Source organism: Hydrogenophaga sp. 70-12 (assembly GCF_001897365.1).
GTDB classification, from domain to species: Bacteria; Pseudomonadota; Gammaproteobacteria; order Burkholderiales; family Burkholderiaceae_C; genus Hydrogenophaga; species Hydrogenophaga borbori.
In genome coordinates, this window is the sequence record NZ_MKSS01000060.1 from 1 (window position 1) to 23,823 (window position 23,823).

The window sequence follows — 23,823 nt, forward strand, 5'->3', positions numbered from 1 at the left end:
CAAGTGCAAGTACATGCGCGAGCACCTGGGCGAAGTGTTCTCGGGCGTGGTCAGCGCGGTCACGAGCTTCGGCCTCTTCGTTACGCTGGATGCGATGTACGTCGAGGGCCTGGTGCACATCACCGAGCTGGGGGGCGAGTACTTCCGCTTCGACGAGGCGCGCCAGGAACTGCGCGGCGAGCGCACGGGCATCCGCTACACGCTGGGCTCGCGCGTGCAGGTGCAGGTCAGCCGGGTCGACCTGGATGGTCGCCGCATCGATTTCCGCCTGGTGAGCGGCGAGGACGACGTGGTGTTCAAGGCCATGCGCGACAAGACCGGCGGCGACGCCGCTTCGGCCGCCGCGGGGCGGCGGGAGCGGGGCGCGGCCAGGCCGCGCTCGGGCACCGAACTCAAGTCCTCGGTGCGCCGTGCGGCCGACAAGAAGTCGGTTGCCAAGCCCTCGCGCGCGGGGCCCTCCAAGTCGAGGCGGGGCAAGCGGTGAGCGTCGCGGCGATGAGTGCGAAGGGCAGCCTCGGCGGCGCCGGGGCCCGCAAATCGCCGCGCGTCGAACAGGAGCGGCCCTTGCGCATCGGCGTGTCGGCGCGGCTCATGCACCATGTGCCGCCCGAGCTGGGCTTTCGCAACAAGAGCCTGCAGTACATCGAGGCCTCGCTGGCGCACTGGATCATGGCGCATGGCGCCGTGGCCTTCATGGTGCCGGCCGTTACGCAGGACACCCAGCTGGCCGCGCGCCACCTGAAGGTTGAACACGTGGTGCAGGAACTCGATGCCCTGGTGCTGCAGGGCGGGGCGGACGTGGCGCCCGAAACCTACGGCCAGGAACCGCTGCGCGAGGAGTGGCGAGGCGACGTGGTGCGCGACCGCTACGAACTCGCGCTGATGCGCTGCTTCCTGGCGCAGAAGAAGCCCGTGCTGGGCGTGTGCCGTGGCGCGCAACTGCTCAATGTGGCTTTCGGCGGCACACTGTTCCAGGACATCGCCACGCAATGCCCGGCCGCGCACGAGCACGTGGACGTGGAGCTGTACGACCAGTTCGAGCACGACGTCACCTTCATCCAGGGCTCTGCGCTCACCGATCTCTACCCCAAGTCCACGCAGCTGCGCGTCACCAGCATCCACCACCAGGCGGTGGCGGACCTGGGCAAGGGCATCGTGGTGGAGGCCGTGTCCTCGCTCGACGGCCTGGTCGAGGCGATCCGCTGGACCGGCGAGGCCTACGCGCGCGGCGTGCAGTGGCACCCCGAGTTCCACCATGGCCGCCACGCCCTGGTGGACAGCTCGCCCATCATGCTGGACTTTCTGGAGGCCTCGCGCGCCGAGGCCATGCGCCGCTTCGACGCCGGCCTGGAACTCGACCCCCGGCCGCCGCGCGCCGGTCAGCGCCTGGCGGCTTGAGGTCCCCGACGGCCTAAACTCGCCGGCATGCGCATCCTCCTGTTCCTGCTCGACACCGTCTTTTTCTTCCTCGTGGCCGCGGCGCTGCTGCGCGCCTGGATGAACCACCTGCGCGTGCCCATGCAGGCGCAGCCCGGGCGCTTCGTGATGGCAATCACCGACTGGCTGGTGCAGCCGCTGCGCCGCCTGTTGCCAGCGGCCATTGCCAAGGGCCGCATCGATGGCGCGAGCCTGGTGGCCGCAGTGCTGCTGTCCCTGCTGCACGCGCTGCTGTGGCTGCTGATCGCCTCGGGCGGCGAGTTGCCCTGGGCGGCCGTGCCGGTGCTGGGCCTGCGTTTTCTGGTGCGGGACCTGTTGCAGGGCCTCATGCTGCTGCTGATCGTCTACGCGATCCTGTCTTGGGTGCAGCCGCGCTCGCCCCTCATGGGGCTGCTCGACCGTCTGTCCTCACCCATCGTGGCACCCGTGCGGCGCGTGGTCCCGCTGGTGGGCGGGGTCGACCTGTCGGTGCTGGTGGTGATCATCGCCCTGCAGGTGGGGCTGATGCTGCTGGGCTGATTCGCCCGGTAGCGCGTGTCAGAGCGGCTGCGCCGCGCGCGCCAGCCGCCCGGCCGTGAGTGTGTGATCGGCGGGCCAGTGGTCCGCCAGCGCGCCGTGTGCGGCGACGGCGCGGCGCACGGCGTCGGCGCCGTGTTCGTGCGGGCGCGCCAAGGCCGCGCCGATCATCCCGGCCAGCACGTCGCCGGTGCCGGCGGTGGCCAGGCGGGCGTTGCCGGTGGCGTTGATCCAGGGCGCGCCGCCGGGCTCGGTCACCACGGTTCCAGACCCCTTGAGCACCGTGACCGCGCCAAAGCGCTTGGTGAGCTGGCGCGCGGCGCCCAATCGGTCGGCCATGACCTCGGCGGTGCTGGTCCCCAGCAGGCGGGCGGCTTCCAGCGGGTGGGGCGTGAGCACCGTCAGCCAGCCGCGCGCCGCGCGGCGCGCGGCCAGGCGCTGCAGCGTGGGGTCGCGGGCGAGGGCGTTGAGCCCGTCCGCGTCGATCACCAGCCGGGGGCAGACCAGGGCCTGCGGCATCCATTCGCGAATGGCCTCGCCGCCGCCGCAGCCCGCGACGAGCACGGGCAGGGCGTGCTCGTCGGCGCCCAGCAGCGCGGCGGGCAGGCGGTGCATCAGCTCGGGTGACAGCGGGTCGTGCGAGGGGGCTGGCCCGTTCCCCACCAGTGCCAGGTACACGCGCCCCGCGCCGGCGTGCAGGGCGGCCCGCGCTGCCAGCACGGCGGCGCCCGCCATGCCCACACCGGTGGCGCCGGGCAGCTGGCCACCCAGCACGCCCACGTCCCCATGGCTGCCTTTGTGGGCCGCGTGGGGGCCGACAGCCGGGTCCGCCACAGAAGGCAGGTGCCCGCCCCACCAGGCGGCGGGCGGCGCCCCGTCGGCGGGGGCGCCGAGGTCGTGGAACCAGACCGTGCCCGCGGCGTCGCGCCCGCCGGCCGTGAACAGCCCGGGTTTGAGTGTCAGCAGGCTCAGGGTCTGGCGCGGGCCGGCGTCGGGGCAGGCACCGGCGCTGTCCACGCCGCTGTCGGCGTTCAGCCCGCTCGGCAGGTCGACGCACAGCACCGGCGCGCGATGGCCGCGCACCTCGCGCACGCGCGTGGCCAGCGGGTCCTGGCCCAAGGCGCGGGCGCCGATGCCCAGCAGGGCGTCGATGACCAGGTCGGGGCTGTCGGGAGGCGCGGACTGCACGGTGACGCCGGCGGCCAGGGCGTCGCGCAAGGCCCAGGCGGCGTCGGCTGGCAGGCGCTCGGGGTGGGCGTCGTGCGTCACCACGATCTCGCGCCAGCCGGGCGGAGTGGCCTGAAACAGATGGCGGGCGGCGACCAGGCCGTCGCCACCGTTGTTGCCGGGGCCGCAGGCCACCCAGAGGCGCCGCGCATGCGGCCGCCAGGCCAGGGCCAGGCGGGCCACCGCCTCGCCGGCGCGGGCCATCAGGGCGTGCGGGGGCAGGGTGGCCGCCAGGGCCTGCTCGATCGCGCGCGTACCCGCCGTGTCGTGCAGGGGTTCGAGTTGGTCGGCGCGCAGGGATCGCATGGTGGGCATTTCACCACGCGATCGCGGGTTCACAGCCCCACACGCGAGGGAGAAAAGGCGGCGGGGGCCTCGGTGGAGGGGTGGGTGATGGCGTCGGCGAGATGGCGCGCCGCGCCGCAGGCCATGGCCCAGCCGGCCGCGCCGTGCGCCAGGTTCAGCCACAGGCCGGGCAGGCGGCTGGCGCCGATGCAGGGCAGGCCGTCGTCCGACATGACCAGGGCGCCGCGCCAGCTTTGTATCGAGGCCTGCGGACCCGAGAAACGGGCCGCCGCCGGGAACCAGTGCGACATCACCTGGCCCAGCCGGCGCAGGCTGGCCGGATCGGTGCCGGCGCCGGAGCCGCCGAGATCGGCCCCGCCCGAGGCGCGCACCCGCTGGCCCAAGCGGGTGATGGCGATGCGTGACTTGAGGTCGAGCACGGCCGACACGGGCGCGTCCATGGGCTCGCGCAGCCCCGCGCTCAGGGAGTGCGACCACAGCACCGTCCAGGGCGTGGGCAAACCGAGGTTGCCGAGCAGCTCGTCCGCGCCGACGCCGGCGCACAGCACCACGGCGTCGAAGCGCGCCTCGCTGCCGTCCGAGGCGCTCAGCCGCCACCCCAGGCCGTCCGGCCGCAGCCCGGTGACGCCGGTGCGCAAGTGCAAGGCACCGCCCAGGCGCGCGACGCGGTGGCGCATGAGCATGGTCCATTCGCGGCAGTTGGCCACCCCGGGGCCGCGCAGGTGCACGGCCGAATGCAGGGGCGCGGTCGGATTGAGGGCGGGTTCGATGGCGCGCGCCTCGTCGGCCGAGACCGCGCGCAGCTCCAGCCCCAGGCCGCGCAGGCGGTCGATGGCGGGCTGCGCATTGGCTGCTTCGCGGGCGTCGCTCAGCAGCACCAACAGGTCGTCGCTGCGGTCGTGGTCCAGGTCGAGTTCGGCGGTCAGTTCAATCTGGCGCTGCAGGCCTCGGTCGATCAGGTCGCGCAGGGCCAGCAGGGCGTCGTCGCTGCGGCGGCGCTCCTCGCGCCGCCAGCGCCGCCACCATCGCCAGGCGGCGGTGTCCAGTCCGGCGCGCCAGCGCACGCCAGGGCCAGGGGGCGCCCAGGGGGCGTGCAGCCGGTGCTCAGGGCCGGCCCAGGCCAGCGCCCAGGCGGTGGACACCAGGCCGGCCGGCGCGAAGCTCGCTTCCTCGGCGGGCGTGCCGCGCTTTTCGTACAGGGTCACCGTGTGACCGTCGTTCAGCAGCTCATGGGCGGTGGTCACGCCGCAGACACCTGCGCCCACGATGGCGATGTTCATGCAAAGGGAGGGAAGAGAAGAGGGCGCCCAGACACCGGGTGCTATAATCGATAGGCTTTGCATCTGGGGCTTCGCCTGAAGCCCATCGGCGCAAAGTCAATCGCAAACCGGCCCATCCGGGTGTCGCGTCGGCCGCCGTGGAGTTGCTCCACCCGCTACCGCCGCGATCGGGGCCGGATTTTAGACCTAACCTCAGGAAACAACTCATGTCCATTTCCATGCGCGAAATGCTGGAAGCCGGTGTCCATTTCGGTCACCAGACCCGCTTCTGGAACCCCAAGATGGCGCCCTTCATCTTCGGGCACCGCAACAAGATCCACATCGTCAACCTCGAAAAGACGTTGCCGATGTTCCACGACGCGCAGAAGTTCGTGCGCCAGCTGTCGGCCAACCGCGGCACCCTGCTGATGGTGGGCACCAAGCGTCAGTCGCGCGACATCGTGGCCCAGGAAGCGCGCCGCGCCGGCGTGCCCTTCGTCGACCAGCGCTGGCTGGGCGGCATGCTGACCAACTTCAAGACCGTCAAGACTTCCATCAAGCGCCTGAAAGACATGCAGGCTCAGAAGGAAGCCGGCCTGGACAGCATGAGCAAGAAGGAACAGCTCATGTTCAACCGCGAGATGGAAAAGCTTGAGAAGGACATCGGCGGCATCCAGGACATGACCGCGCTGCCCGATGCCATCTTCGTGGTCGACGTGGGTTTCCACAAGATCGCCGTGCTCGAGGCCCAGAAGCTGGGCATTCCGCTGGTGGGCGTGGTCGACACCAACCACTCGCCCGTCGGCATCGACTATGTGATCCCCGGCAACGATGACTCGGCCCGCGCCGTGGCCCTGTACGCCCGCGGCATCGCCGACGCCGTGCTGGAAGGCCGCGCCAACGCCGTGTCCGACGTGGCCAAGGCCGTGTCGGCTGAAGGCGGCGACGAGTTCGTCGAAGTGCAGGACGACGCGGCCTGATCCCGTTTCGCGCGCGAACGAGGGGCTCGCGTAGCCCCTTTTTCGTAACCGAAATCCATCATTGACCCGCCGGCGCACCCGACGCGCCGGACCCCAGGAGAACACACATGGCAATCACCGCAAGCATGGTCGCTGAGCTGCGCGCCAAGACCGACGCCCCCATGATGGAGTGCAAGAAAGCCCTCACCGAGGCCGATGGCGACATGGCCAAGGCCGAGGAACTGCTGCGCGTCAAGCTGGGCACCAAGGCCGGCAAGGCCGCCAGCCGCGTGACCGCCGAAGGCGTGGTGGCCGCCGCCGTGCAGGGCAACACCGGCGCGCTCATCGAGGTCAACTGCGAAACCGACTTCGTGACCAAGAACGACAGCTTCCTGGCCCTGGCCAAAGCCGCGGCCAAGCTCATCGCCGAACACAACCCGGCCGACGTCGACGCCCTGGGCGCCCTGGCCTACAGCCAGGACGGCTTCGGCCCGACGCTGGAAGACGTGCGCAAGGGCCTGATTGGCAAGATCGGCGAGAACATGTCGTTCCGCCGCTTCAAGCGCTACAGCGGCTCGTCCAAGCTGGCCAGCTACCTGCACGGCACCCGCATCGGCGTGGTCGTCGAGTTCGACGGCGACGAGGCGGCCGCCAAGGACGTGGCCATGCACGTGGCCGCCATGAAGCCCGTGGCGCTGACCAGCGCCGACGTGCCGGCCGAGCTGATCGAGCGCGAGCGCTCGGTGGCCACCGCCAAGGCGGCCGAGTCCGGCAAACCCGCCGACATCGCCGCCAAGATGATCGAAGGTTCGGTGCAGAAGTACCTCAAGGAGGTCTCGCTGTTCAACCAGCCCTTCGTCAAGAACGACAAGCAGACGGTGGAGCAGATGCTCAAGGCCGCCAATACCACGGTGAAGTCCTTCACCCTGTTCGTGGTGGGCGAGGGCATCGAGAAGAAGGTCGACGACTTCGCCGCCGAGGTGGCGGCCCAGGTCGCGGCGGCCAAGGGCGCCTGAGCGTCCTGCTCCCTCAGACAACGGGCCGCAAGGCCCGTTGTCATATGTGTTGACCATTTTTCGGCGGCGGGGCGGCCAGTGGCCCCCTGGACCGCCGCTACACTTGGCGGCTGCCCGCGCCGCGAACCGATCCAGAAAGCCTTTCATGCCCGCCTACCAACGGATCCTGCTGAAGCTGTCCGGTGAAGCCCTCATGGGCGATGACGCCTTCGGCATCAACCGCGCCACCATCGTGCGCATCGTCGACGAAATCGCCGAAGTCACCCGCCTCGGGGTGCAAGTGGCCATCGTCATCGGCGGTGGCAACATCTTCCGCGGCGTGGCCGGTGGCTCCGTGGGCATGGACCGCGCCACCGCCGACTACATGGGCATGCTCGCCACGGTCATGAACTCGCTGGCGCTGGCCGACACCATGAACAAGGCCGGCCTGGTGGCCCGCGTGATGTCCGCCATCGGCATCGAGCAGGTCGTCGAGCCGTACGTGCGCCCCAAGGCCCTGCAGTACCTCGAAGAAGGCAAGGTGGTGGTGTTCGCCGCCGGCACCGGCAACCCCTTCTTCACCACCGACACCGCGGCCGCGCTGCGCGGCGCCGAGATCGGTGCCGAGATGGTGCTCAAGGCCACCAAGGTCGACGGGGTCTATACCGCCGACCCGAACAAGGACCCGAGCGCCACGCGCTACACCACCATTTCCTTCGACGAGGCCATGGTCAAGAACCTGCAGGTGATGGACGCGACGGCGTTCGCGCTGTGCCGTGACCAGAAGCTGCCTGTCAAGGTGTTTTCCATCTTCAAGCCCGGCGCGCTGCGCAACGTGGTGATGGGCGCCGACGAGGGCACCCTCGTTCACGTCTGAGCGCGTCCGCCCACAGGAGACCCCCAAGATGACCATTGCCGATACCCGCAAGAACGCCGAGCACAAGATGCAGCAGTCCATCGAGGCGTTCAAGAACAGCCTGACCAAGGTCCGCACCGGCCGCGCGAACCCGGCCTTGCTGGACACCGTGCACGTGGACTACTACGGCTCCATGCTGCCCCTGTCGCAGGTGGCCAACCTGTCGCTGCTCGACTCCCGCACCATCGGCGTTGCGCCCTGGGAGAAGGGCATGGGCGCCAAGATCGAGAAGGCGATCCGCGAGTCCGACCTGGGCCTGAACCCGGCCTCGCAGGGCGACCTGATCCGCGTGCCCATGCCGCCCATGACCGAAGAGCGCCGCCGGGAGCTCACCAAGGTGGTGAAGGGCGAGGGCGAGTCCGCCAAGGTCGCCATCCGCAACCTGCGCCGCGACGCCAACGAAGCGCTCAAGAAGCTGCTGAAGGACAAGGAAGTCTCCGAGGACGATGAGCGCCGTGCCCAGGACGACATCCAGAAGCTGACCGATCGCATGATCACCGAGGTGGACAAGCTCGTGGCCAGCAAGGAGCAGGACATCATGGCGGTCTGAGCCGCCGGTCCCGTTCGAGCCAGACCGAGGCATGCAGAACACCGTCGCCCAGAACCTGCCGCATCACGTCGCGATCGTGATGGACGGCAATGGCCGCTGGGCCCAGAAGCGCTGGCTACCGCGTGTGGCCGGCCACAAGCAAGGCGTGGACGCGCTGCGCCGCATCGTCGAGGCCAGCGTGCAGCGCGGCATCCGGGTGCTTACCGTGTTCGCGTTCTCGTCCGAGAACTGGAGCCGCCCCGTGGACGAGGTGGCCAGCCTGATGGACCTGCTGGCCGTGGCGCTGTCGCGCGAGGTGCCGCGCCTGGCCGACAGTGGCGTGCGCCTGCATTTCCCCGGTGACCGCTCGCGCCTGTCGCCGCGCCTGGCGCAAGGCCTGGCTTCGGCGGAGGCGGCGACGCAGGGCAATGAGCGCCTGGTGCTCAATGTCTGCTTCAACTACGGCGGGCGCTGGGACATGGCGCAGGCCGCGCAACGGCTGGCCGAGCGCGGCGAAGCCATCACCGAAGAGAGCCTGTCGGCCGCGATGGCCATGGCCCATGTGCCCGATCCCGACCTCATCATCCGCACCGGTGGTGAGCAGCGCATCAGCAACTTCCTGTTGTGGCAAGCGGCTTACGCCGAGCTGGTGTTCAGCGACTGCCTCTGGCCCGAGTTCGACGCCGCGCAGCTGGACCTGGCCCTGGCCGAGTACGCGCGCCGCGAACGCCGCTTCGGCCAGACCTCCGCGCAGCGTGCCGACGCCGCCGTGACCGCCGACGCCGGAACCCGCGATGCTTAAACAGCGGGTCATCACGGCGCTGCTGCTGCTCGCCGTCTTCCTGCCCACGCTGCTGTACCCGTCGATCGAACCCTTCGCGGCCTTCACGCTGGTGTTGATCGGCACGGCAGGCTGGGAATGGGCGCGGCTCAATGGCTGCGGCCAGACCCGCGCGGTGAGCGCCGGGCTGGCGCTGGGCGTCGCGGGCCTGGTGTTTTGGCTGCTGGGTGGGGTGGAGCGTCCCTGGCCTCGCCTGTGGCTGGGCCTGTGCGGGGTCTGGGTGCTGCTGGCCCTGGTGCTGCTGCGCGGTGGCACCGAGGCGCTGACCCGCTGCCCACTCTGGATCCGCCTGTGGCTGGGCCTGTTTCTGATCGCCTGTGCCTGGCTGGCGCTGGTCCAGGCGCGCCTGATCGGCCTGGGCTTTCTGCTGTCCGTGCTGCTGCTGGTGTGGGCGGCCGACATCGCCGCGTATTTCGGCGGCAAGCGTTTCGGGCGCCGCAAGCTCGCGCCCCGCATCAGCCCGGGCAAGAGCTGGGAGGGCGCCATCAGCGGCCTCATCGGCGTGTTCTTGCTCGCCGGCGTCTGGCTGCTGGGCACCCAGCGGGGCTGGCTGGCGCCTGGCCACCTGTACGACACGCTCTGGAGCCTGGGGCCGCCGCTGGCCCTGGCCGCCCTGGTGTTCCTCACCACGATGAGCGTGGTGGGCGACCTGGTCGAGTCCCTGGTCAAGCGCGCGGCCGGCGTCAAGGACTCCAGCGGCCTGCTGCCGGGCCATGGCGGCGTTCTCGACCGCATCGACGCCTTGCTGCCCGTGCTGCCGCTGGCCATGATGCTCGTCTCCTTCTGATCCATGTCCGACGCCCCGCAATTCATCACCATCCTCGGTTCCACGGGCTCGATCGGGCAAAGCACGCTCGACGTGGTCGCGCGCCACCCCGGGCGCTACCGCGTGTTCGCCCTCACCGCCGCGCGCCAGGACGAAGCCCTGTTCCAGCAGTGCCGGGCCTTCCAGCCGCGCATCGCGGTGCTGGTGGACGCCGCCGCCGCCGCGCGTCTGCGCGAGCGCGTGCGCGAGGCCGGCCTGGCCGTCGAGGTGCGGCAGGGTGCCCAGGCCCTGTGCGAGGTGAGCGAAGCGCCCGAGGTGCACGCCGTGATGGCCGCCATCGTCGGTGCCGCCGGCCTGGCGCCCAGCCTGGCCGCCGCGCGCGCCGGCAAGAAACTGCTGCTGGCCAACAAGGAGGCGCTCGTGGTCGGCGGCGATTTGTTCATGGACACCGTGCGCGCCGGCGGCGCCACGCTGCTGCCCATCGACAGCGAGCACTCGGCGGTGTTCCAGTCGCTGCCCGAGGACCCGGCGAGCTGGGAACGGCGCGTGGACAAGATCGTGCTCACGGCCTCCGGGGGGCCTTTTCGCACCCGCGCGCCCGGCACGCTGGCCGATGTCACACCCGAGCAGGCCTGCGCCCACCCCAACTGGGTCATGGGCCGAAAGATCTCGGTCGACTCCGCGACCATGATGAACAAGGCGCTGGAGGTCATCGAGGCGCGCTACCTCTTCGGCCTGGCGCCCGAGCGCATCGAGGTGGTGATCCACCCGCAGAGCGTCATCCACTCCATGGTGCAGTACCGCGACGGCTCCATCGTGGCCCAGCTCGGCACGCCCGATATGCGGGTGCCCATCGCCTATGGCCTGGCCTGGCCCGAGCGCATCGCCTCGGGCGCCAGCGCGCTCGACTTCGCCACCCTGGGCACGCTGAGTTTCGAAACCGCCGACGAGACACGTTTCCCCGGCCTGCCGCTGGCCTGGTCCGCGCTGCGCGGGCCGGCCGGTACCACCGCGGTGCTCAACGCCGCCAACGAGGAGGCCGTGGCGGCCTTTCTCGACCGGCGGCTGCGCTTCGACCACATCCACGCGGTCAACGATGCAACTTTGCAGCGCGTGAGCCCTTCCAAGCCACAATCGCTGGCCGACCTGCTGGCGCTCGACGAAGAGGCCCGCGCCTGCGCGCGGCAGCAAGTCACCCGTTTGCAGACCTGATCCTTCGCGCCGGCCCGGCCTGTCCCCTGGCGCAGCGAGTCGCCCATGCTCACCGTCATCGCCTTCCTCGTTGCCCTGGGTCTGCTGATCGCGATCCACGAATACGGCCACTACCGCGTGGCCGTGGCCTGTGGCGTCAAGGTGCTGCGCTTTTCGGTGGGCTTTGGCAAACCCATCCTGCGATGGCACCGCCCCGGCAAGCCCACGGAGTTCGTGCTTGGGGCGTTGCCGCTCGGTGGCTACGTGCGCATGCTCGACGAGCGCGAGGCGCCGGTGGACCCCGTCGAGCGCCACCTGGCCTTCAACACCCAGCCGCTGCGCTCGCGCGCGGCCATCGTCGCCGCTGGCCCACTGGCCAACCTGCTGCTGGCCACCCTCATCTATTCGGTGATCAATTGGGTGGGCATCGAGGAGCCGCAGCCCGTGCTGTCGGCGCCGGCCGCTGGCACCGTGGCCGAGCGCGCCGGCCTGCGCGGCGGCGAATGGGTGCTGCGCGCCAGCGAGGCCAACGACGGCTCCGATGGCTTGGCGGCGGGCGAGGGCGTCGCATCCTTCGAGGACCTGCGCTGGCGCATCACCCAGGCGGCGCTGGACGGCCAGGACCTCACCCTGTGGGTGGCCGCCGCGCCCGAGGCGCCAGCGCGTCCGATCACGCTGGCACTTGCCGGCCTGGACGTGCGAGAGGCGGATGCCGCCTTGTTCCGCCGCATCGGCATCACCTCGCCGCACACCGCGCCGCGCGTGGGGCAGGTCTTCGATGGCGGGGCGGCGCAGGCCGCCGGCCTGCGCGACGGCGACCTGGTGCGCCGCATCGACGGCCGGCCGGTGCGGGACGGCCAGGAACTGCGCCGCCTGATCCGCGAGTCGGTGGGCCCGCAGGGCCAGCCGAAACCGCAGCGCTGGGACATTGACCGTGGCGGCCAGGCGCTCAGCCTGGCGGTGACGCCACGCCCGCAGCAGCAGGGCGGCCAATGGATCGCGCGGGTGGAGGCCTACGTGGGCGACGCCCCCGCCATGCTGACCGTGCGCCATGGCCCCGTCGACGGCCTGGTGCGCGGCGTGCAAAGAACCTGGGAGATGTCCTGGCTCACCCTCAAGATGATGGGGCGCATGCTGATTGGCGAGGCCTCGCTGAGCAACCTCAGCGGCCCCCTGACCATCGCCGACTACGCCGGCAAGTCGGCCAGCCTGGGCCTGACCTCCTACCTTCTGTTCCTGGCCCTCATCAGCGTGAGCCTGGGCGTGCTCAATCTGCTGCCGCTGCCGGTCCTCGATGGGGGGCACCTCATGTATTATCTTTGGGAGGCGCTCACGGGCCGAAGCGTGTCGGACGCGTGGATGGAGCGCCTGCAGCGTGGTGGTGTCGTGGTGCTCATGGCGCTCATGTCCGTTGCCCTGTTCAACGATGTCGTCCGCCTCGCCGGCTGAACATTTCCTTCGCATGAATCAATCCAAACGAGGTCTTCGCGGCCTGAGTCTTTCTGCGCTCGCGATGGGCCTGCTGGCCGCCTTGCCGGCGTGGGCGGTCGATCCCTTCACCCTGCGCGACATCCGCGTCGAGGGCTTGCAGCGGGTCGAACCGGGCACGGTCTTCGCGTCGCTGCCGTTTCGCATCGGCGATCAGTACAACGACGACAAGGGCAGCGCGGCCATCCGCTCGCTCTTCGGCCTCGGTCTGTTCAGTGACGTGCGGCTGCAGATCAGCAACGACGTGCTGGTCGTCATCGTGGAAGAGCGGCCCACCGTGGCCGGCCTGAGCTTTTCGGGCATCAAGGAGTTCAGCGACGAGGTGCTGCGCGGCGTGCTGCGCGACATCGGCCTGACCGACGGCCGGCCGTTCGACAAGGCCCTGGCCGACCGCGCCGAGCAGGAGCTCAAGCGCCAGTACATCAACCGCAGCTTCTACGGCGCCGAGGTGGTGACCACCGTCACACCGACCGAACGCAACCGCGTCAACCTGAACTTCAGCGTGACCGAAGGCGAGATCGCCAAGATCACCGAGATCCGCATCGTCGGCAACCAGGCATTTTCCGAGTCGACCCTGCGCGGCCTGTTCGATCTCGACACGGGCAACTGGCTGAGCTGGTACACCAAGAGCGACCGCTACTCGCGCGCCAAGCTCAACGCCGACATCGAGACGCTGCGCTCCTACTACCTCAGCCGCGGCTTCATCGACTTCCGCATCGACTCCACGCAGGTCGCCATCTCGCCCGACAAGCAGAGCATGTCGGTCACCATCAACGTCACCGAAGGCGACCGCTACGTGGTGTCCTCGGTGGTGCTGCAGGGTGATTACCTGGACCGCGAGGACGAGTTCAAGTCGCTCGTCACGCTCAAGCCCGGCGAGGCTTACAACGTCGAGGACGTCACCAACACCACCAAAGCGTTCACCGAGTACTTCGGCGCCTTCGGCTACGCCTTCGCCCAGGTCGAGGCCACGCCCGACATCGACCGCGTCAACAAGCGCGTGGCCTTCACGCTGCGCGCCACGCCGCAGCGCCGTGTCTACGTGCGCCGCATCCACGTCGAGGGCAACAACCGCACGCGCGACGAGATCATCCGGCGCGAGTTCCGGCAATTCGAAGCCGCCTGGTACGACAGCGACCGCATCCGCCTCTCGCGCGACCGCATCGACCGCCTGGGCTTCTTCACCTCGGTCGACCTGAACACCGAGCCTGTGCCTGGCTCGCCCGACCAGGTGGACCTGACCGTCACCGTGGTCGAAAAGCCCACGGGCAACCTGACCCTGGGCGCGGGCTACTCGCAGGAAGAAAAGCTCTCGATCATCGCGGGCATTCGCCAGGAGAACGTGTTCGGCACCGGCAACTACCTGGGCCTGGACATCAACACCAGCAAGTTCAACCGCCAGCTGGTGGTGAGCACGGTCGACCCGTACTTCACCAAGGACGGCGTCTCGCGTGCCTTCGACGCCTATTACCGCACCACGCGCCCCTACGACAACCAGGATGGCGACTACCGCTTGGTCACCAAGGGCGTGAGCGTGCGCTTCGGCGTGCCCTTCACCGAGATCGACACCGTGTTCTTCGGCGCCGGCGTGGAGCAGACCACCATCGAGCCGGGCAACTTCCTGCCGACGGCGTACGAGGACTACGCCGCGCAGTTCGGTCGCACCAGCAACACCCTGCCATTGACCCTGGGCTGGACGCGCGACAGCCGCGACAGCGCGCTGGTGCCCACCAAGGGACGGCTGATGCGCGTCAACGGCGAGATGAGCCTGTCGGGCGACGCGCGCTACGCCAAGACCAACCTGCAGTTCCAGCAGTACTACCCGCTGTCGCGCCAGTACACCCTGGCCTTCAACGCCGAACTGGGCTACGGCAAGGGCCTTGGTGGCCGCCCGTACCCGGTCTTCAAGAATTTCTTCGGCGGCGGCCTGGGTTCGGTGCGCGGCTTCGAGGGCGGCACCCTGGGCCCGACCTCGCCGGTGATCAATTCCCCCAACGGGTCCGTCATCAACATTGGCGGCAATCGCAGCATTGCGCTCAATACCGAATTCATCATGCCGTTTCCCGGCGCGGGCAATGACCGCACCCTGCGCATGTTTGGCTTCTTCGACGTGGGTAACGTTTTTGGCGAGAACGACACCCGTCCCAATGCCCGCGACCTGCGCGCTTCCGTCGGTCTTGGCGTGAGCTGGCTGTCGCCGATCGGCCCTTTGCGTATTGCATTCGCTAACCCCGTTCGCAAGTTCGAGGGCGATAGAATCCAGAGATTCCAGTTTCAGATCGGAACGTCCTTTTGATGAACACCCCAACTCGCCTGTTCGCACGGCAATTCGCCCTGGCGGTGTCGCTGGCGTTGGCCATGGTCGGCGGTGCCGCGGCGCAGGACGCCAAGGCCGGTGCCAAGGTTGGCGCCGTCAACGTCGAGCGCATCCTGCGCGACTCCTCCACAGCCAAGGCCGTCTCGGCCAAGCTGGAGCAGGATTTCTCCAAGCGTGAGCGCGACCTCCGTGCCTCGGCCGACCAGCTCCGCCAGGCCGTCGAGAAGTTCGAGCGCGAATCGCCCACGCTGCCCGAGAGCCAGCGCACCCCGCGCCAGCGACAGCTGGTCGAGCAGGAACGCGACCTGCAACGCCGCCAGCGCGACTTCCAGGAAGAGCTCAACCTGCGCCGCAACGAGGCCCTGCAGCAGGTCGTCGAAAAGCTCAACCGCGTGATCCGCACGATCGCCGAGGCCGAAAAGTACGACCTGATCGTGCAGGAAGCCTACTACGTGAGCCCGCGCGTGGACATCACCGATCGCGTGATGTCCCAGCTCGACGGCAAGTAAGCCGCGCCGTGGCAGCACCGCTGGGCGCCATCGTCGATGCCCTCGGTGGCAGCCTGGTCGGTGACGCCTCCTTTCTCGTGCAGCGGCTCGCGCCGCTGAACAGCGCCCGCGCCGATGAACTGGCCTTCGTGGCCAGTGCGCGCTACGCCACCCAGATCGCGGCCTCCCAGGCAGGCGCCCTCATCGTGCCACCCGCGCTCGAGGCCACCACAGCCGATCGCGTCGCGCGCATCGTCACCGACGATCCCTACCTCTATTTCGCGCGCCTGACCCAGTGGTGGCGCGAACGGCACGAGCCCGCGCGCACGCCGCGGATCGATCCGCTCGCCAGCGTGCACCCCGACGCGGTGTTGGGGCCCGGCGTCGATGTCGGGCCGTTCGTGGTGATCGCCGAAGGCGCCCGGGTCGGCGCTGGCGCGCGCATCGGCGCCCACGCGGTGATCGGTCGCGACGCGGCGGTGGGCGAGGGCAGCGTGCTGCACCCACGCGTCACGCTGGGCGAGCGCTGCTCCGTGGGCGATCGCTGCATCCTGCACAGCGGCGTGGTGATCGGCGCCGACGGCTTCGGCTTTGCGCCGCACCAGGGGCAGTGGATCAAGATCGAGCAACTGGGCGCGGTGCGCATCGGCCATGGGGTGGAGATCGGTGCCAACACCTGCATCGACCGCGGCGCGCTCGACGACACGGTGATCGAGGATGGCGTCAAGCTCGACAACCTGATCCAGATCGGCCACAACGTGCGCGTGGGCGCGCACACGGCCATGGCCGGTTGCGTGGGCGTGGCCGGCAGCGCCGATATCGGCGCGCGTTGCACCATCGGCGGCGGCGCCGTTGTGCTGGGTCACCTCAAGCTGGCCGATGGCGTCAACATCTCGGCGGCCTCGGTGGTCACGCGCTCCATCCTGCAGCCGGGCCATTACACCGGCATGTTCCCCATCGACGACAATGCCGCCTGGGAAAAGAACGCTGCTTCGCTCAAGCAGCTCAACCGCCTGCGCGAACGGCTCAAGGCCGTGGAACAAGCGATCGCGCGGGCCCAGACCAGAACGGACGACGCCTGATGGACATCCACCAGATCCTCAAACTCCTGCCCCACCGCTACCCCTTCCTGCTCGTGGACCGCGTGGTCTCGATCGAAAAGGGCCAGCGCATCCAGGCGCTCAAGAACGTCACCATCAATGAGCCGTTCTTCACCGGCCACTTCCCCCACCGGCCCGTGATGCCGGGCGTTCTCATGCTCGAAGCGATGGCGCAGACGGCCGCGCTGCTGACCTTCGACACCATGGGCGTGGCACCCGACGACAAGACGGTCTACTACTTCGCCGGCATCGACGGCGCGCGCTTCAAGCGCCCCGTGGAGCCGGGCGACCAGCTCGTGATGGACGTGAGCCTGGAACGCGCCAAGGCCGGCATCTACAAGTTCAAGGGCGTCACCCGCGTGAGCAATGAGGTGGCCTGCGAGGCCGAGCTCATGTGCACCATGCGCACGGTTGCCTGACGGCGGGGCGCGACGCATGAGCACCGCACGGCCGCCCGAAGGGGCCCGCTCCGCAGCGCGTTGCGCGGAGGTCTGCCAATGACGCGTATCCACCCCACGGCGATCGTCGATCCCTCGGCCTCGCTCGACAGCACTGTCGAGGTCGGTCCGTACACCGTGATCGGTCCGCACGTGAAGATCGGCGCCGGCACCACGGTCGGTCCGCACTGCGTGATCGAGGGCCACACCACCATCGGCCGCGACAACCGCATCTTCCAGTTCAACTCCCTCGGCGCGATCCCGCAGGACAAGAAGTACGCGGGCGAGCCCTGCGAGCTGGTGATCGGCGACCGCAACACCATCCGCGAGTTCTGCACCTTCAACATCGGCTCGCCCGGTGACAAGGGGCTCACGCGCCTGGGCGACGACAACTGGATCATGGCCTACGTGCACCTCGCGCACGATTGCGTGGTGGGCAACAAGACCATCTTCGCCAACAACTCGCAACTCGCGGGGCACGTGCACGTGGGCGATTGGGCGATCCTTGGCGGCTTCACCGTGGTTCACCAGTTCGTGCGCATCGGCGCGCACGCCATGACGGCCATGTGCTCCGCGCTGCTTGCCGACGTGCCACCGTTCGTGATGACTCAGGGCCAGCCCGCCAGTGCGCGCTCGATGAATTTTGAGGGCCTGCGCCGGCGCGGCTTTTCGGCCGAGCGCATCGCCGCCGTCAAGGCCATGCACAAGGCGCTCTACCGCGAGGACCGCACGCTCGAGCAAGCCATGGCGCGCATCGACGCGCTGCGCCTTGAAAAGCCCGAGGCCGGGGAAGACGTCGATCTGATGCTGGGCTTCCTGCGCGGCGCCTCGCCGCAGCGCGGCATCGTTCGCTGAAGAGGGGTTTGGCGTGAGCGCATCGCCACGTTTCGCCCTGGTGGCAGGCGAGGCCTCGGGCGATCTGCTCGCGGGCCTGCTGCTGGGTGGCCTGCGCCAGCGCTGGCCGGGCCTCACGGGCGTGGGCATCGGCGGTCCGCAGATGGTCGCCCAGGGTTTCGACGCCTGGTGGCCCAGCGAGCGGCTGGCCGTGCGCGGTTATGTCGAGGTTCTGCGGCACTACCGCGAAATCGTGGGCATACGCCAGCAGCTGCGCCAACGCCTGCTGCAAGGCGAGCGACCCGACGTTTTCATCGGGGTGGACGCGCCCGACTTCAACCTCGAACTCGAAGCGAGTCTCAAGGCGGCGGGCGTGCGCACGGTGCATTTCGTCTGTCCCTCGATCTGGGCCTGGCGGCCCGAGCGCGTGCGCAAGATCCAGGCGAGCGCCGACCACGTGCTGTGCATCTTTCCCTTCGAGCCCGCGCTGCTCGCCGAGCACGGCATCGCCGCCACCTACGTGGGGCACCCGGTGGCCAACGTGGTGCCCCTGGAGCCCGACCGCCAGGCCGCGCGCCGCCAGCTCGGCCTGCCCGAGGACGCTGAGGTGGTGGCGCTGTTGCCGGGCAGCCGTGGCTCGGAGGTCGACTACCTCGCGCACCGATTTTTCGAGGCGGCGCGGCTCATGCGGCGGGCGCGCCAGGGGCTGCGCTTCGTGTTGCCCGCCGTGCCCGTGCAGCGCGAGCGCATCGAGCGCGTGGCGCGCGAGGCGGGCGTGTCGGACCTGGTGCAGGTGGTGCCAGGTCAGTCGCATGCCGTGCTGGCCGCCTGTGATGCCACGCTGATCGCCAGCGGCACCGCCACGCTGGAGGCCGCGCTGTTCAAGCGGCCCATGGTCATTGCCTACAACATGAACTGGCTGTCCTGGCAGATCATGCGTCGCCAGCGCCTGCAGCCTTGGGTGGGCCTGCCCAACATCCTGTGCCAGGACTTCGTCGTGCCCGAGCTGCTGCAGGAAGAGGCCTCGCCCCAGCGCCTGGCGCAGGCCGTGCTCGACTGGCTCGACGCGCCCGAGCGCGTGCGCGCGCTGCAGGCCCGCTTCACGCAACTGCACCACCAGCTGCGCCGCGACACCGCGGCGCTGGCCACCGATGCGATCGAAGCGCTTCTTGCTCGCTGAGCAGGCCACGCTGGTGTGGGATACGCCCGGCCTGCACGCCGGCGTGGACGAGGCCGGCCGCGGTCCGCTCGCGGGTCCGGTGGTGGCGGCCGCGGTCATCCTCGACGAACTGCAGCCCATAGCGGGCCTGGCCGACTCCAAGCAGCTCAGCGCCGCGCGGCGCGAGCGGCTGTACGACGAGATCCGCGCCAAGGCCCTGTGCTGCAGCGTGGCCCTGGCCTCGGTGGAGGAGATCGACACGCTCAACATCCTGCAGGCCACCCTGCTGGCCATGCAGCGCGCGGTCGCCGGGCTGCGCCTGAAGCCGGTGAAGGTGCTGGTGGATGGCAACCGCCTGCCGCCGCTGGACGTGCTGGCCGAAGCCATCGTGCAAGGCGACGCCAAGGTACCGGCCATCTCGGCCGCCTCCATCCTGGCCAAGGTCACGCGCGACCGCCTGCTCGACGAGCTGCACCTGCGGCATCCGCAGTACGGCTTCAACCAACACAAGGGCTACGGCACCGCGCAACACCTGGACGCTTTGCGCCAGCACGGCCCCTTGCCCGAGCACCGGCGTTCCTTCGCGCCCGTGGCCCAGGCCCACGCGGCGCGCGTGAGCGCCGTGCGGCCGGCCGACGGCCTGGGCGCCGCCATGCCCGACGCGCGGGCCACGCCATGACCGTGACGCCGCAGGACATCCAGTCGCGCGACAACCCGCTCGTGAAGGAGCTGCGCGCGCTGGCGCAGGACAACACCGCCTACCGCCAGCGCGGACGGGTCTGGCTGGACGGCGACCACCTCTGCCGCGCGCTGCTGGCGCGCGGCCAGCGGCCGTCCATCGCTGTCTTCAGCGTCTCCGGCTGGCCGCGCGCCGACGCCGAACTGGTGGCCGCCGCGCCGCGCGTGGTGCGCCTGCCCGACGCCGTCATGGCCAGCGTGAGCGGCCTGGAGTCGCCCCCCGCCATGGGCTTCGTGACCGATCTGCCCGACGCGGCGGGGCTGCTGCCCGATGCGCCCACCGTGGTGCTCGACCGCCTGCAGGACGCCGGCAACGTGGGCTCCGTGCTGCGCAGCGCGGCCGCCTTCGGCTTCACGCAAGTGGCCGCGCTCAAGGGCTCGGCCGCGCTGTGGTCGCCCAAGGTGCTGCGCGCGGGCATGGGCGCGCATTTCGCCCTGCGCCTGGTCGAGGGCCTGGCGCCCGAGGCGCTGGCGTCCCTGTCGGTGCCGCTGCTGGTCACCAGCTCGCACCAGGGCGATTGGTTGCACCGGACCGCCTTGCCCTGGCCCTGCGCCTGGGTCATGGGCCACGAAGGGCAGGGCGTGGGCGAGGCGCTCATGGCGCGTGCGAGCCGCTTCGTGCGCATTGCGCAGCCCGGTGGCGAGGAGTCGCTCAACGTCGCCGCGGCGGCCGCCATCTGTCTGCACGCGAGCGCGGCCGGACGTTTCAACGGCGCCGGCGACTGAGGTCAGCAGGTGCCCTGGGTGCTGCGCCGCAACACAGCGGCGCGCTATAATTCGAGGGTTTAACTGCAATCGGCGCCATGCCCCGCGCGCCGCGGCTCCACACCCCAGGATTTCGCCCACCCAGCGCCCCCCCGGCCGGTGGACGCGAAGCCTGCGCGGCACCTGCCGACCGCGCGCGACGGCCAGCCCACCCCTTTTCTGGAGATCCCTGTGCTGCCCGTCCACCCGAAAGCCCTTCTCGCGCTCGCTGATGGAACGGTCTTTGAAGGCATCTCCATCGGCGCCACCGGCCAGACCGTGGGCGAGGTGGTGTTCAACACCGCGATCACCGGCTACCAGGAGATCCTCACCGATCCCAGCTACTGCCGCCAGATCGTCACGCTGACCTATCCCCACATCGGCAACACCGGCGTCAACCGCGAAGACGTGGAAGCCACGCGCGTGCACGCCGCCGGCCTGATCATCAAGGACCTGCCGCTGCTGGCCTCCAACTTCCGTTGCGAGGAAACCCTCTCCGACTACCTGCGCCGCGAGAACACCGTGGCCATCGCCGACCTGGACACGCGCGCGCTCACGCGCCGCCTGCGAACCCACGGCGCGCAGAACGGCTGCATCGTGGCGCTGGCGGCGGGCGAAGCCCTCACCGACGCGCACCGCGCCGCCGCCATTGCCGCCGCGAAGGCTGCGCCCAACATGGCGGGGCAGGACCTGGCCAAGGTGGTGTCCGTGGACAAGCCCTACGCCTGGTCCGAAACCGAGTGGACGCTGGGCCAGGGCTATGGCGAACTCAGCCAGGCCGCCTTCCATGTCGTCGCCTACGACTTCGGTGTCAAGCACAACATCCTGCGCATGCTGGCCTCGCGCGGCTGCCGCGTGACCGTGGTGCCCGCGCAGACGCCCGCGGCCGAGGTCTTCAAGCTCCAGCCCGACGGTGTGTTCCTCTCCAACGGCCCCGGCGACCCGGAGCCCTGCGACTACGCCATCGCCGCCGCGCGCGAGATCATCGACGCCGGCCTGCCCACCTTCGGCATCTGCCTGGGTCACCAGATCATGGCCTTGGCCAGCGGCGCCAAGACTTTCAAGATGAAGTTCGGCCACCATGGCGCGAACCACCCGGTGAAAGACCTGGACGACGGCCGCGTGTCCATCACCAGCCAGAACCACGGCTTCGCGGTCGACGAAAAGACCCTGCCCGCCAACCTGCGCCCCACGCACGTGAGCCTGTTCGACGGCACGCTGCAGGGCCTGGCCCGCACCGACCAGCCGGCCTTCTGCTTCCAGGGCCACCCTGAGGCCTCGCCCGGTCCGCACGACATCGGCTACCTGTTCGACCGCTTCGTCGCGCTCATGAAGGAGCGCGCGGCGGTCGCCGCCTGAGAAGGCCCGAATGAAGCTGTTCAGCTTTCCCGCCGCCGCCATCGAGAAGGCCATCGCCAAGCGCCAGCTCACGCTGCCGCCGCCGCACAAGGAGTGGTTCGCGCAGCGCTGGGCGCAGAAGCCCTACCGCAAGGCCTTCCTCGACCACAAGGCCGTGCCGCTGGTGACGCTGCTGGCCAAGTGCAAGACCTGGGACGACGAGACCTTCAACAGCGAAATGGCCGCGTGGGACGCGCGCTTCCACGAGGCCGAGGCCGAGGTCCTGCGCCCCCTGGTGCAGGGTGACGGCCTGTTGCAGCTGATGCAGAAGGCCATCCCCGCCGAGCGCGCGCAGGCGCTGCTGAACAAACTAGACCAACGCGCGGACCAATAACCCGCGAGCGACACAAGATGCCCAAGAGAACAGACATCCAGACCGTGCTGATCATCGGCGCCGGTCCCATCATCATCGGCCAGGCCTGCGAGTTCGATTACTCCGGCGTGCAGGCCTGCAAGGCCCTGCGCGAAGAGGGCTACCGCGTGGTGCTGATCAACAGCAACCCCGCCACCATCATGACCGACCCGGCCACGGCCGACGTCACCTACATCGAGCCCATCACCTGGCAGACGGTCGAGAAGATCATCGCCAAGGAGCGCCCCAAAACGGCCGGCGGCTTCGCCATCCTGCCGACCATGGGCGGCCAGACGGCGCTCAACTGCGCGCTGGACCTCTGGCGCCACGGCGTGCTGGCCAAATATGGCGTCGAGCTGATCGGCGCCACGCCCGAAGCCATCGACAAGGCCGAGGACCGCCTGAAGTTCAAGGACGCGATGACGCGCATCGGCCTGGGTTCGGCGCGCTCGGGCATCGCCCACACGCTGGAAGAGGCCTGGGGCGTGCAGAAGACCGTGGGCTTCCCGGTCGTCATTCGCCCCAGCTTCACGCTGGGCGGCACGGGCGGCGGCATCGCCTACAACCCCGAAGAGTTCGAGACCATCTGCAAGCGCGGCATCGAGGCCTCGCCCACCAATGAGCTGCTGATCGAAGAGTCGCTGCTCGGCTGGAAAGAGTACGAGATGGAGGTCGTGCGCGACAAGGCCGACAACTGCATCATCGTCTGCTCGATCGAAAACCTCGACCCCATGGGCGTGCACACCGGCGACTCGATCACCGTGGCGCCCGCGCAGACGCTGACCGACAAGGAGTACCAGATCCTGCGCAACGCCAGCCTGGCGGTGCTGCGCGAGATCGGCGTCGACACCGGTGGCTCCAACGTGCAGTTCTCCATCAACCCGAAAGACGGCCGCATGGTCGTCATCGAGATGAACCCGCGCGTGTCGCGTTCGTCCGCGCTGGCCTCCAAGGCCACGGGCTTCCCCATCGCCAAGGTCGCGGCCAAGCTGGCCGTGGGCTACACGCTCGACGAGCTGCGCAACGAGATCACCGGTGGCGCCACGCCCGCGAGCTTCGAGCCCTCGATCGACTACGTGGTCACCAAGATCCCGCGCTTCGCCTTCGAGAAGTTCAAGGACGCCGACGACCGCCTGACCACGCAGATGAAGTCCGTGGGCGAGGTCATGGCCATGGGCCGCACCTTCCAGGAGAGCTTCCAGAAGGCCCTGCGCGGCCTGGAGGTCGGCGTCGACGGCATGAACGAGAAGACGCAGGACCGCGAGACGCTGGAAAAGGAACTCGGTGAGCCCGGCCCCGAGCGCATCTGGTACGTGGGCGACGCCTTCGCCGCGGGCTGGACGGTCGACGAGGTGCACCAGTTCACCAAGATCGACAAGTGGTTCCTCGTGCAGATCGAGGAGATCGTCAAGCTCGAACTCGCCATGGACGCGCTGACCGCGCAGAAGGGCGAGGGCGCGCTGGCCTCGCTGGACGTGGCCACGCTGCGGGGCCTGAAGAAGAAAGGCTTCTCCGATCGCCGCCTGGCCAAGCTGCTCAAGACCAGCGACACCGCCGTGCGGGCGCGCCGCCGCGAGCTGGGCGTGCGCCCGGTCTACAAGCGCGTGGACACCTGCGCGGCCGAATTCGCCACCACCACGGCCTACCTGTACTCCACTTACGAAGGCCACGGCCAGGCCGAGTGCGAGGCCGAGCCCACTGGCAACAAGAAGATCATGGTGCTGGGCGGCGGTCCCAACCGCATCGGCCAGGGCATCGAGTTCGACTACTGCTGCGTGCACGCCGCGCTCGCCATGCGCGAGGATGGCTACGAGACCATCATGGTC

General features: G+C 69.5%; 24 protein-coding genes. 22 read left to right on the forward strand and 2 right to left on the reverse strand.

Annotated features, from left to right (window positions below):
* The 3 genes from BGO22_RS04040 to BGO22_RS04050 form a co-directional block, all read left to right on the forward strand.
* Positions 1-484 (forward strand): S1 RNA-binding domain-containing protein (locus tag BGO22_RS04040; protein ID WP_286849162.1); only part of this gene is annotated, 484 nt, incomplete at its 5' end.
* 11 nt (positions 485-495) lie between these two features.
* Positions 496-1,398 (forward strand): gamma-glutamyl-gamma-aminobutyrate hydrolase family protein, encoded by a 903-nt coding sequence (locus tag BGO22_RS04045; RefSeq protein ID WP_083293255.1) that lies wholly within the window; start codon positions 496-498, stop codon positions 1,396-1,398.
* A 27-nt stretch (positions 1,399-1,425) separates the two neighbouring features.
* A complete protein-coding gene (locus BGO22_RS04050; RefSeq protein ID WP_070399993.1) occupies positions 1,426-1,956 on the forward strand; it encodes a YggT family protein in 531 nt (176 codons plus the stop codon).
* Between the two features lie 18 nt (positions 1,957-1,974).
* On the opposite strand, the gene BGO22_RS04055 is transcribed toward BGO22_RS04050, so the two are convergent.
* Together BGO22_RS04055 and BGO22_RS04060 are read right to left on the reverse strand one after the other, a co-directional pair.
* A complete protein-coding gene (locus BGO22_RS04055; protein WP_070400118.1) occupies positions 1,975-3,486 on the reverse strand; it encodes a bifunctional ADP-dependent NAD(P)H-hydrate dehydratase/NAD(P)H-hydrate epimerase in 1,512 nt (503 codons plus the stop codon).
* 29 nt (positions 3,487-3,515) lie between these two features.
* The gene (locus BGO22_RS04060) at positions 3,516-4,766 is read right to left on the reverse strand and encodes an FAD-dependent oxidoreductase (RefSeq protein WP_070399994.1); all 1,251 of its coding nucleotides are present in this window, start codon (positions 4,764-4,766) and stop codon (positions 3,516-3,518) included.
* A gap of 206 nt (positions 4,767-4,972) precedes the next feature.
* Here BGO22_RS04060 and rpsB point away from each other — a divergent pair, with 206 nt between their 5' ends.
* The 19 genes from rpsB to carB form a co-directional block, all read left to right on the forward strand.
* Positions 4,973-5,725, forward strand: coding sequence for a 30S ribosomal protein S2 (rpsB, locus tag BGO22_RS04065; RefSeq protein ID WP_070399995.1), 753 nt, complete (start codon positions 4,973-4,975; stop codon positions 5,723-5,725).
* Between the two features lie 107 nt (positions 5,726-5,832).
* Positions 5,833-6,720 (forward strand): translation elongation factor Ts, encoded by an 888-nt coding sequence (gene tsf, locus BGO22_RS04070; protein WP_070399996.1) that lies wholly within the window; start codon positions 5,833-5,835, stop codon positions 6,718-6,720.
* Positions 6,721-6,865: 145 nt separating this feature from the next.
* Complete coding sequence (gene pyrH, locus BGO22_RS04075; RefSeq protein WP_070399997.1) at positions 6,866-7,576, forward strand: UMP kinase; 711 nt, start codon at positions 6,866-6,868, stop codon at positions 7,574-7,576.
* A 28-nt stretch (positions 7,577-7,604) separates the two neighbouring features.
* Positions 7,605-8,165 carry a ribosome recycling factor gene (gene frr, locus BGO22_RS04080; protein WP_070399998.1) on the forward strand — a complete coding sequence of 187 codons (561 nt, stop codon included), beginning with the start codon at positions 7,605-7,607 and terminating at the stop codon, positions 8,163-8,165.
* Between the two features lie 31 nt (positions 8,166-8,196).
* Positions 8,197-8,946, forward strand: coding sequence for a polyprenyl diphosphate synthase (uppS, locus tag BGO22_RS04085; RefSeq protein WP_070399999.1), 750 nt, complete (start codon positions 8,197-8,199; stop codon positions 8,944-8,946).
* Positions 8,939-9,772 (forward strand): phosphatidate cytidylyltransferase, encoded by an 834-nt coding sequence (locus BGO22_RS04090; RefSeq protein ID WP_070400000.1) that lies wholly within the window; start codon positions 8,939-8,941, stop codon positions 9,770-9,772. The genes uppS and BGO22_RS04090 overlap by 8 nt, the downstream gene beginning before the upstream one ends.
* 3 nt (positions 9,773-9,775) lie before the next feature.
* On the forward strand, positions 9,776-10,963 hold the full coding sequence (ispC, locus tag BGO22_RS04095) for a 1-deoxy-D-xylulose-5-phosphate reductoisomerase (protein ID WP_070400001.1): 1,188 nt from the start codon (positions 9,776-9,778) through the stop codon (positions 10,961-10,963).
* A gap of 45 nt (positions 10,964-11,008) precedes the next feature.
* Positions 11,009-12,391, forward strand: coding sequence for an RIP metalloprotease RseP (gene rseP, locus BGO22_RS04100; RefSeq protein ID WP_070400002.1), 1,383 nt, complete (start codon positions 11,009-11,011; stop codon positions 12,389-12,391).
* Positions 12,392-12,404: 13 nt separating this feature from the next.
* Positions 12,405-14,726, forward strand: a complete 2,322-nt coding sequence (bamA, locus tag BGO22_RS04105) for an outer membrane protein assembly factor BamA (RefSeq protein ID WP_217494350.1) — start codon at positions 12,405-12,407, stop codon at positions 14,724-14,726.
* Complete coding sequence (locus BGO22_RS04110; RefSeq protein WP_070400004.1) at positions 14,726-15,256, forward strand: OmpH/Skp family outer membrane protein; 531 nt, start codon at positions 14,726-14,728, stop codon at positions 15,254-15,256. Before bamA ends, BGO22_RS04110 begins: the two co-directional genes overlap by 1 nt.
* A gap of 8 nt (positions 15,257-15,264) precedes the next feature.
* On the forward strand, positions 15,265-16,317 hold the full coding sequence (lpxD, locus tag BGO22_RS04115; RefSeq protein ID WP_070400005.1) for a UDP-3-O-(3-hydroxymyristoyl)glucosamine N-acyltransferase: 1,053 nt from the start codon (positions 15,265-15,267) through the stop codon (positions 16,315-16,317).
* A complete protein-coding gene (fabZ, locus tag BGO22_RS04120) occupies positions 16,314-16,754 on the forward strand; it encodes a 3-hydroxyacyl-ACP dehydratase FabZ (RefSeq protein ID WP_070400119.1) in 441 nt (146 codons plus the stop codon). The genes lpxD and fabZ overlap by 4 nt, the downstream gene beginning before the upstream one ends.
* A 78-nt stretch (positions 16,755-16,832) precedes the next feature.
* Positions 16,833-17,627, forward strand: coding sequence for an acyl-ACP--UDP-N-acetylglucosamine O-acyltransferase (lpxA, locus tag BGO22_RS04125; protein ID WP_070400006.1), 795 nt, complete (start codon positions 16,833-16,835; stop codon positions 17,625-17,627).
* Between the two features lie 13 nt (positions 17,628-17,640).
* Entirely contained in the window at positions 17,641-18,786 is a 1,146-nt protein-coding gene (gene lpxB / locus BGO22_RS04130) for a lipid-A-disaccharide synthase (protein WP_083293257.1), read from the forward strand.
* Positions 18,758-19,444, forward strand: coding sequence for a ribonuclease HII (gene rnhB / locus BGO22_RS04135; RefSeq protein WP_070400007.1), 687 nt, complete (start codon positions 18,758-18,760; stop codon positions 19,442-19,444). The genes lpxB and rnhB overlap by 29 nt, the downstream gene beginning before the upstream one ends.
* On the forward strand, positions 19,441-20,229 hold the full coding sequence (locus tag BGO22_RS04140) for a TrmH family RNA methyltransferase (RefSeq protein ID WP_070400008.1): 789 nt from the start codon (positions 19,441-19,443) through the stop codon (positions 20,227-20,229). Before rnhB ends, BGO22_RS04140 begins: the two co-directional genes overlap by 4 nt.
* Positions 20,230-20,439: 210 nt before the next feature.
* Entirely contained in the window at positions 20,440-21,606 is a 1,167-nt protein-coding gene (gene carA / locus BGO22_RS04145) for a glutamine-hydrolyzing carbamoyl-phosphate synthase small subunit (protein ID WP_070400009.1), read from the forward strand.
* A 10-nt stretch (positions 21,607-21,616) separates the two neighbouring features.
* A complete protein-coding gene (locus BGO22_RS04150) occupies positions 21,617-21,979 on the forward strand; it encodes a hypothetical protein (protein WP_070400010.1) in 363 nt (120 codons plus the stop codon).
* 17 nt (positions 21,980-21,996) lie between these two features.
* Positions 21,997-23,823 (forward strand): carbamoyl-phosphate synthase large subunit (carB, locus tag BGO22_RS04155; RefSeq protein WP_286849184.1); only part of this gene is annotated, 1,827 nt, incomplete at its 3' end.

Coding starts and splice junctions, on each gene's coding strand:
- BGO22_RS04045 (WP_083293255.1), top strand. CDS start 496: ATGAGTGCGAAGGGCAGCCTCGGCGGCGCCGGGGCCCGCAAATCGCCG.
- BGO22_RS04050 (WP_070399993.1), top strand. CDS start 1,426: ATGCGCATCCTCCTGTTCCTGCTCGACACCGTCTTTTTCTTCCTCGTG.
- BGO22_RS04055 (WP_070400118.1), bottom strand. CDS start 3,486: ATGCGATCCCTGCGCGCCGACCAACTCGAACCCCTGCACGACACGGCG.
- BGO22_RS04060 (WP_070399994.1), bottom strand. CDS start 4,766: ATGAACATCGCCATCGTGGGCGCAGGTGTCTGCGGCGTGACCACCGCC.
- rpsB (WP_070399995.1), top strand. CDS start 4,973: ATGTCCATTTCCATGCGCGAAATGCTGGAAGCCGGTGTCCATTTCGGT.
- tsf (WP_070399996.1), top strand. CDS start 5,833: ATGGCAATCACCGCAAGCATGGTCGCTGAGCTGCGCGCCAAGACCGAC.
- pyrH (WP_070399997.1), top strand. CDS start 6,866: ATGCCCGCCTACCAACGGATCCTGCTGAAGCTGTCCGGTGAAGCCCTC.
- frr (WP_070399998.1), top strand. CDS start 7,605: ATGACCATTGCCGATACCCGCAAGAACGCCGAGCACAAGATGCAGCAG.
- uppS (WP_070399999.1), top strand. CDS start 8,197: ATGCAGAACACCGTCGCCCAGAACCTGCCGCATCACGTCGCGATCGTG.
- BGO22_RS04090 (WP_070400000.1), top strand. CDS start 8,939: ATGCTTAAACAGCGGGTCATCACGGCGCTGCTGCTGCTCGCCGTCTTC.
- ispC (WP_070400001.1), top strand. CDS start 9,776: ATGTCCGACGCCCCGCAATTCATCACCATCCTCGGTTCCACGGGCTCG.
- rseP (WP_070400002.1), top strand. CDS start 11,009: ATGCTCACCGTCATCGCCTTCCTCGTTGCCCTGGGTCTGCTGATCGCG.
- bamA (WP_217494350.1), top strand. CDS start 12,405: ATGAATCAATCCAAACGAGGTCTTCGCGGCCTGAGTCTTTCTGCGCTC.
- BGO22_RS04110 (WP_070400004.1), top strand. CDS start 14,726: ATGAACACCCCAACTCGCCTGTTCGCACGGCAATTCGCCCTGGCGGTG.
- lpxA (WP_070400006.1), top strand. CDS start 16,833: ATGACGCGTATCCACCCCACGGCGATCGTCGATCCCTCGGCCTCGCTC.
- rnhB (WP_070400007.1), top strand. CDS start 18,758: ATGCGATCGAAGCGCTTCTTGCTCGCTGAGCAGGCCACGCTGGTGTGG.
- BGO22_RS04140 (WP_070400008.1), top strand. CDS start 19,441: ATGACCGTGACGCCGCAGGACATCCAGTCGCGCGACAACCCGCTCGTG.
- BGO22_RS04150 (WP_070400010.1), top strand. CDS start 21,617: ATGAAGCTGTTCAGCTTTCCCGCCGCCGCCATCGAGAAGGCCATCGCC.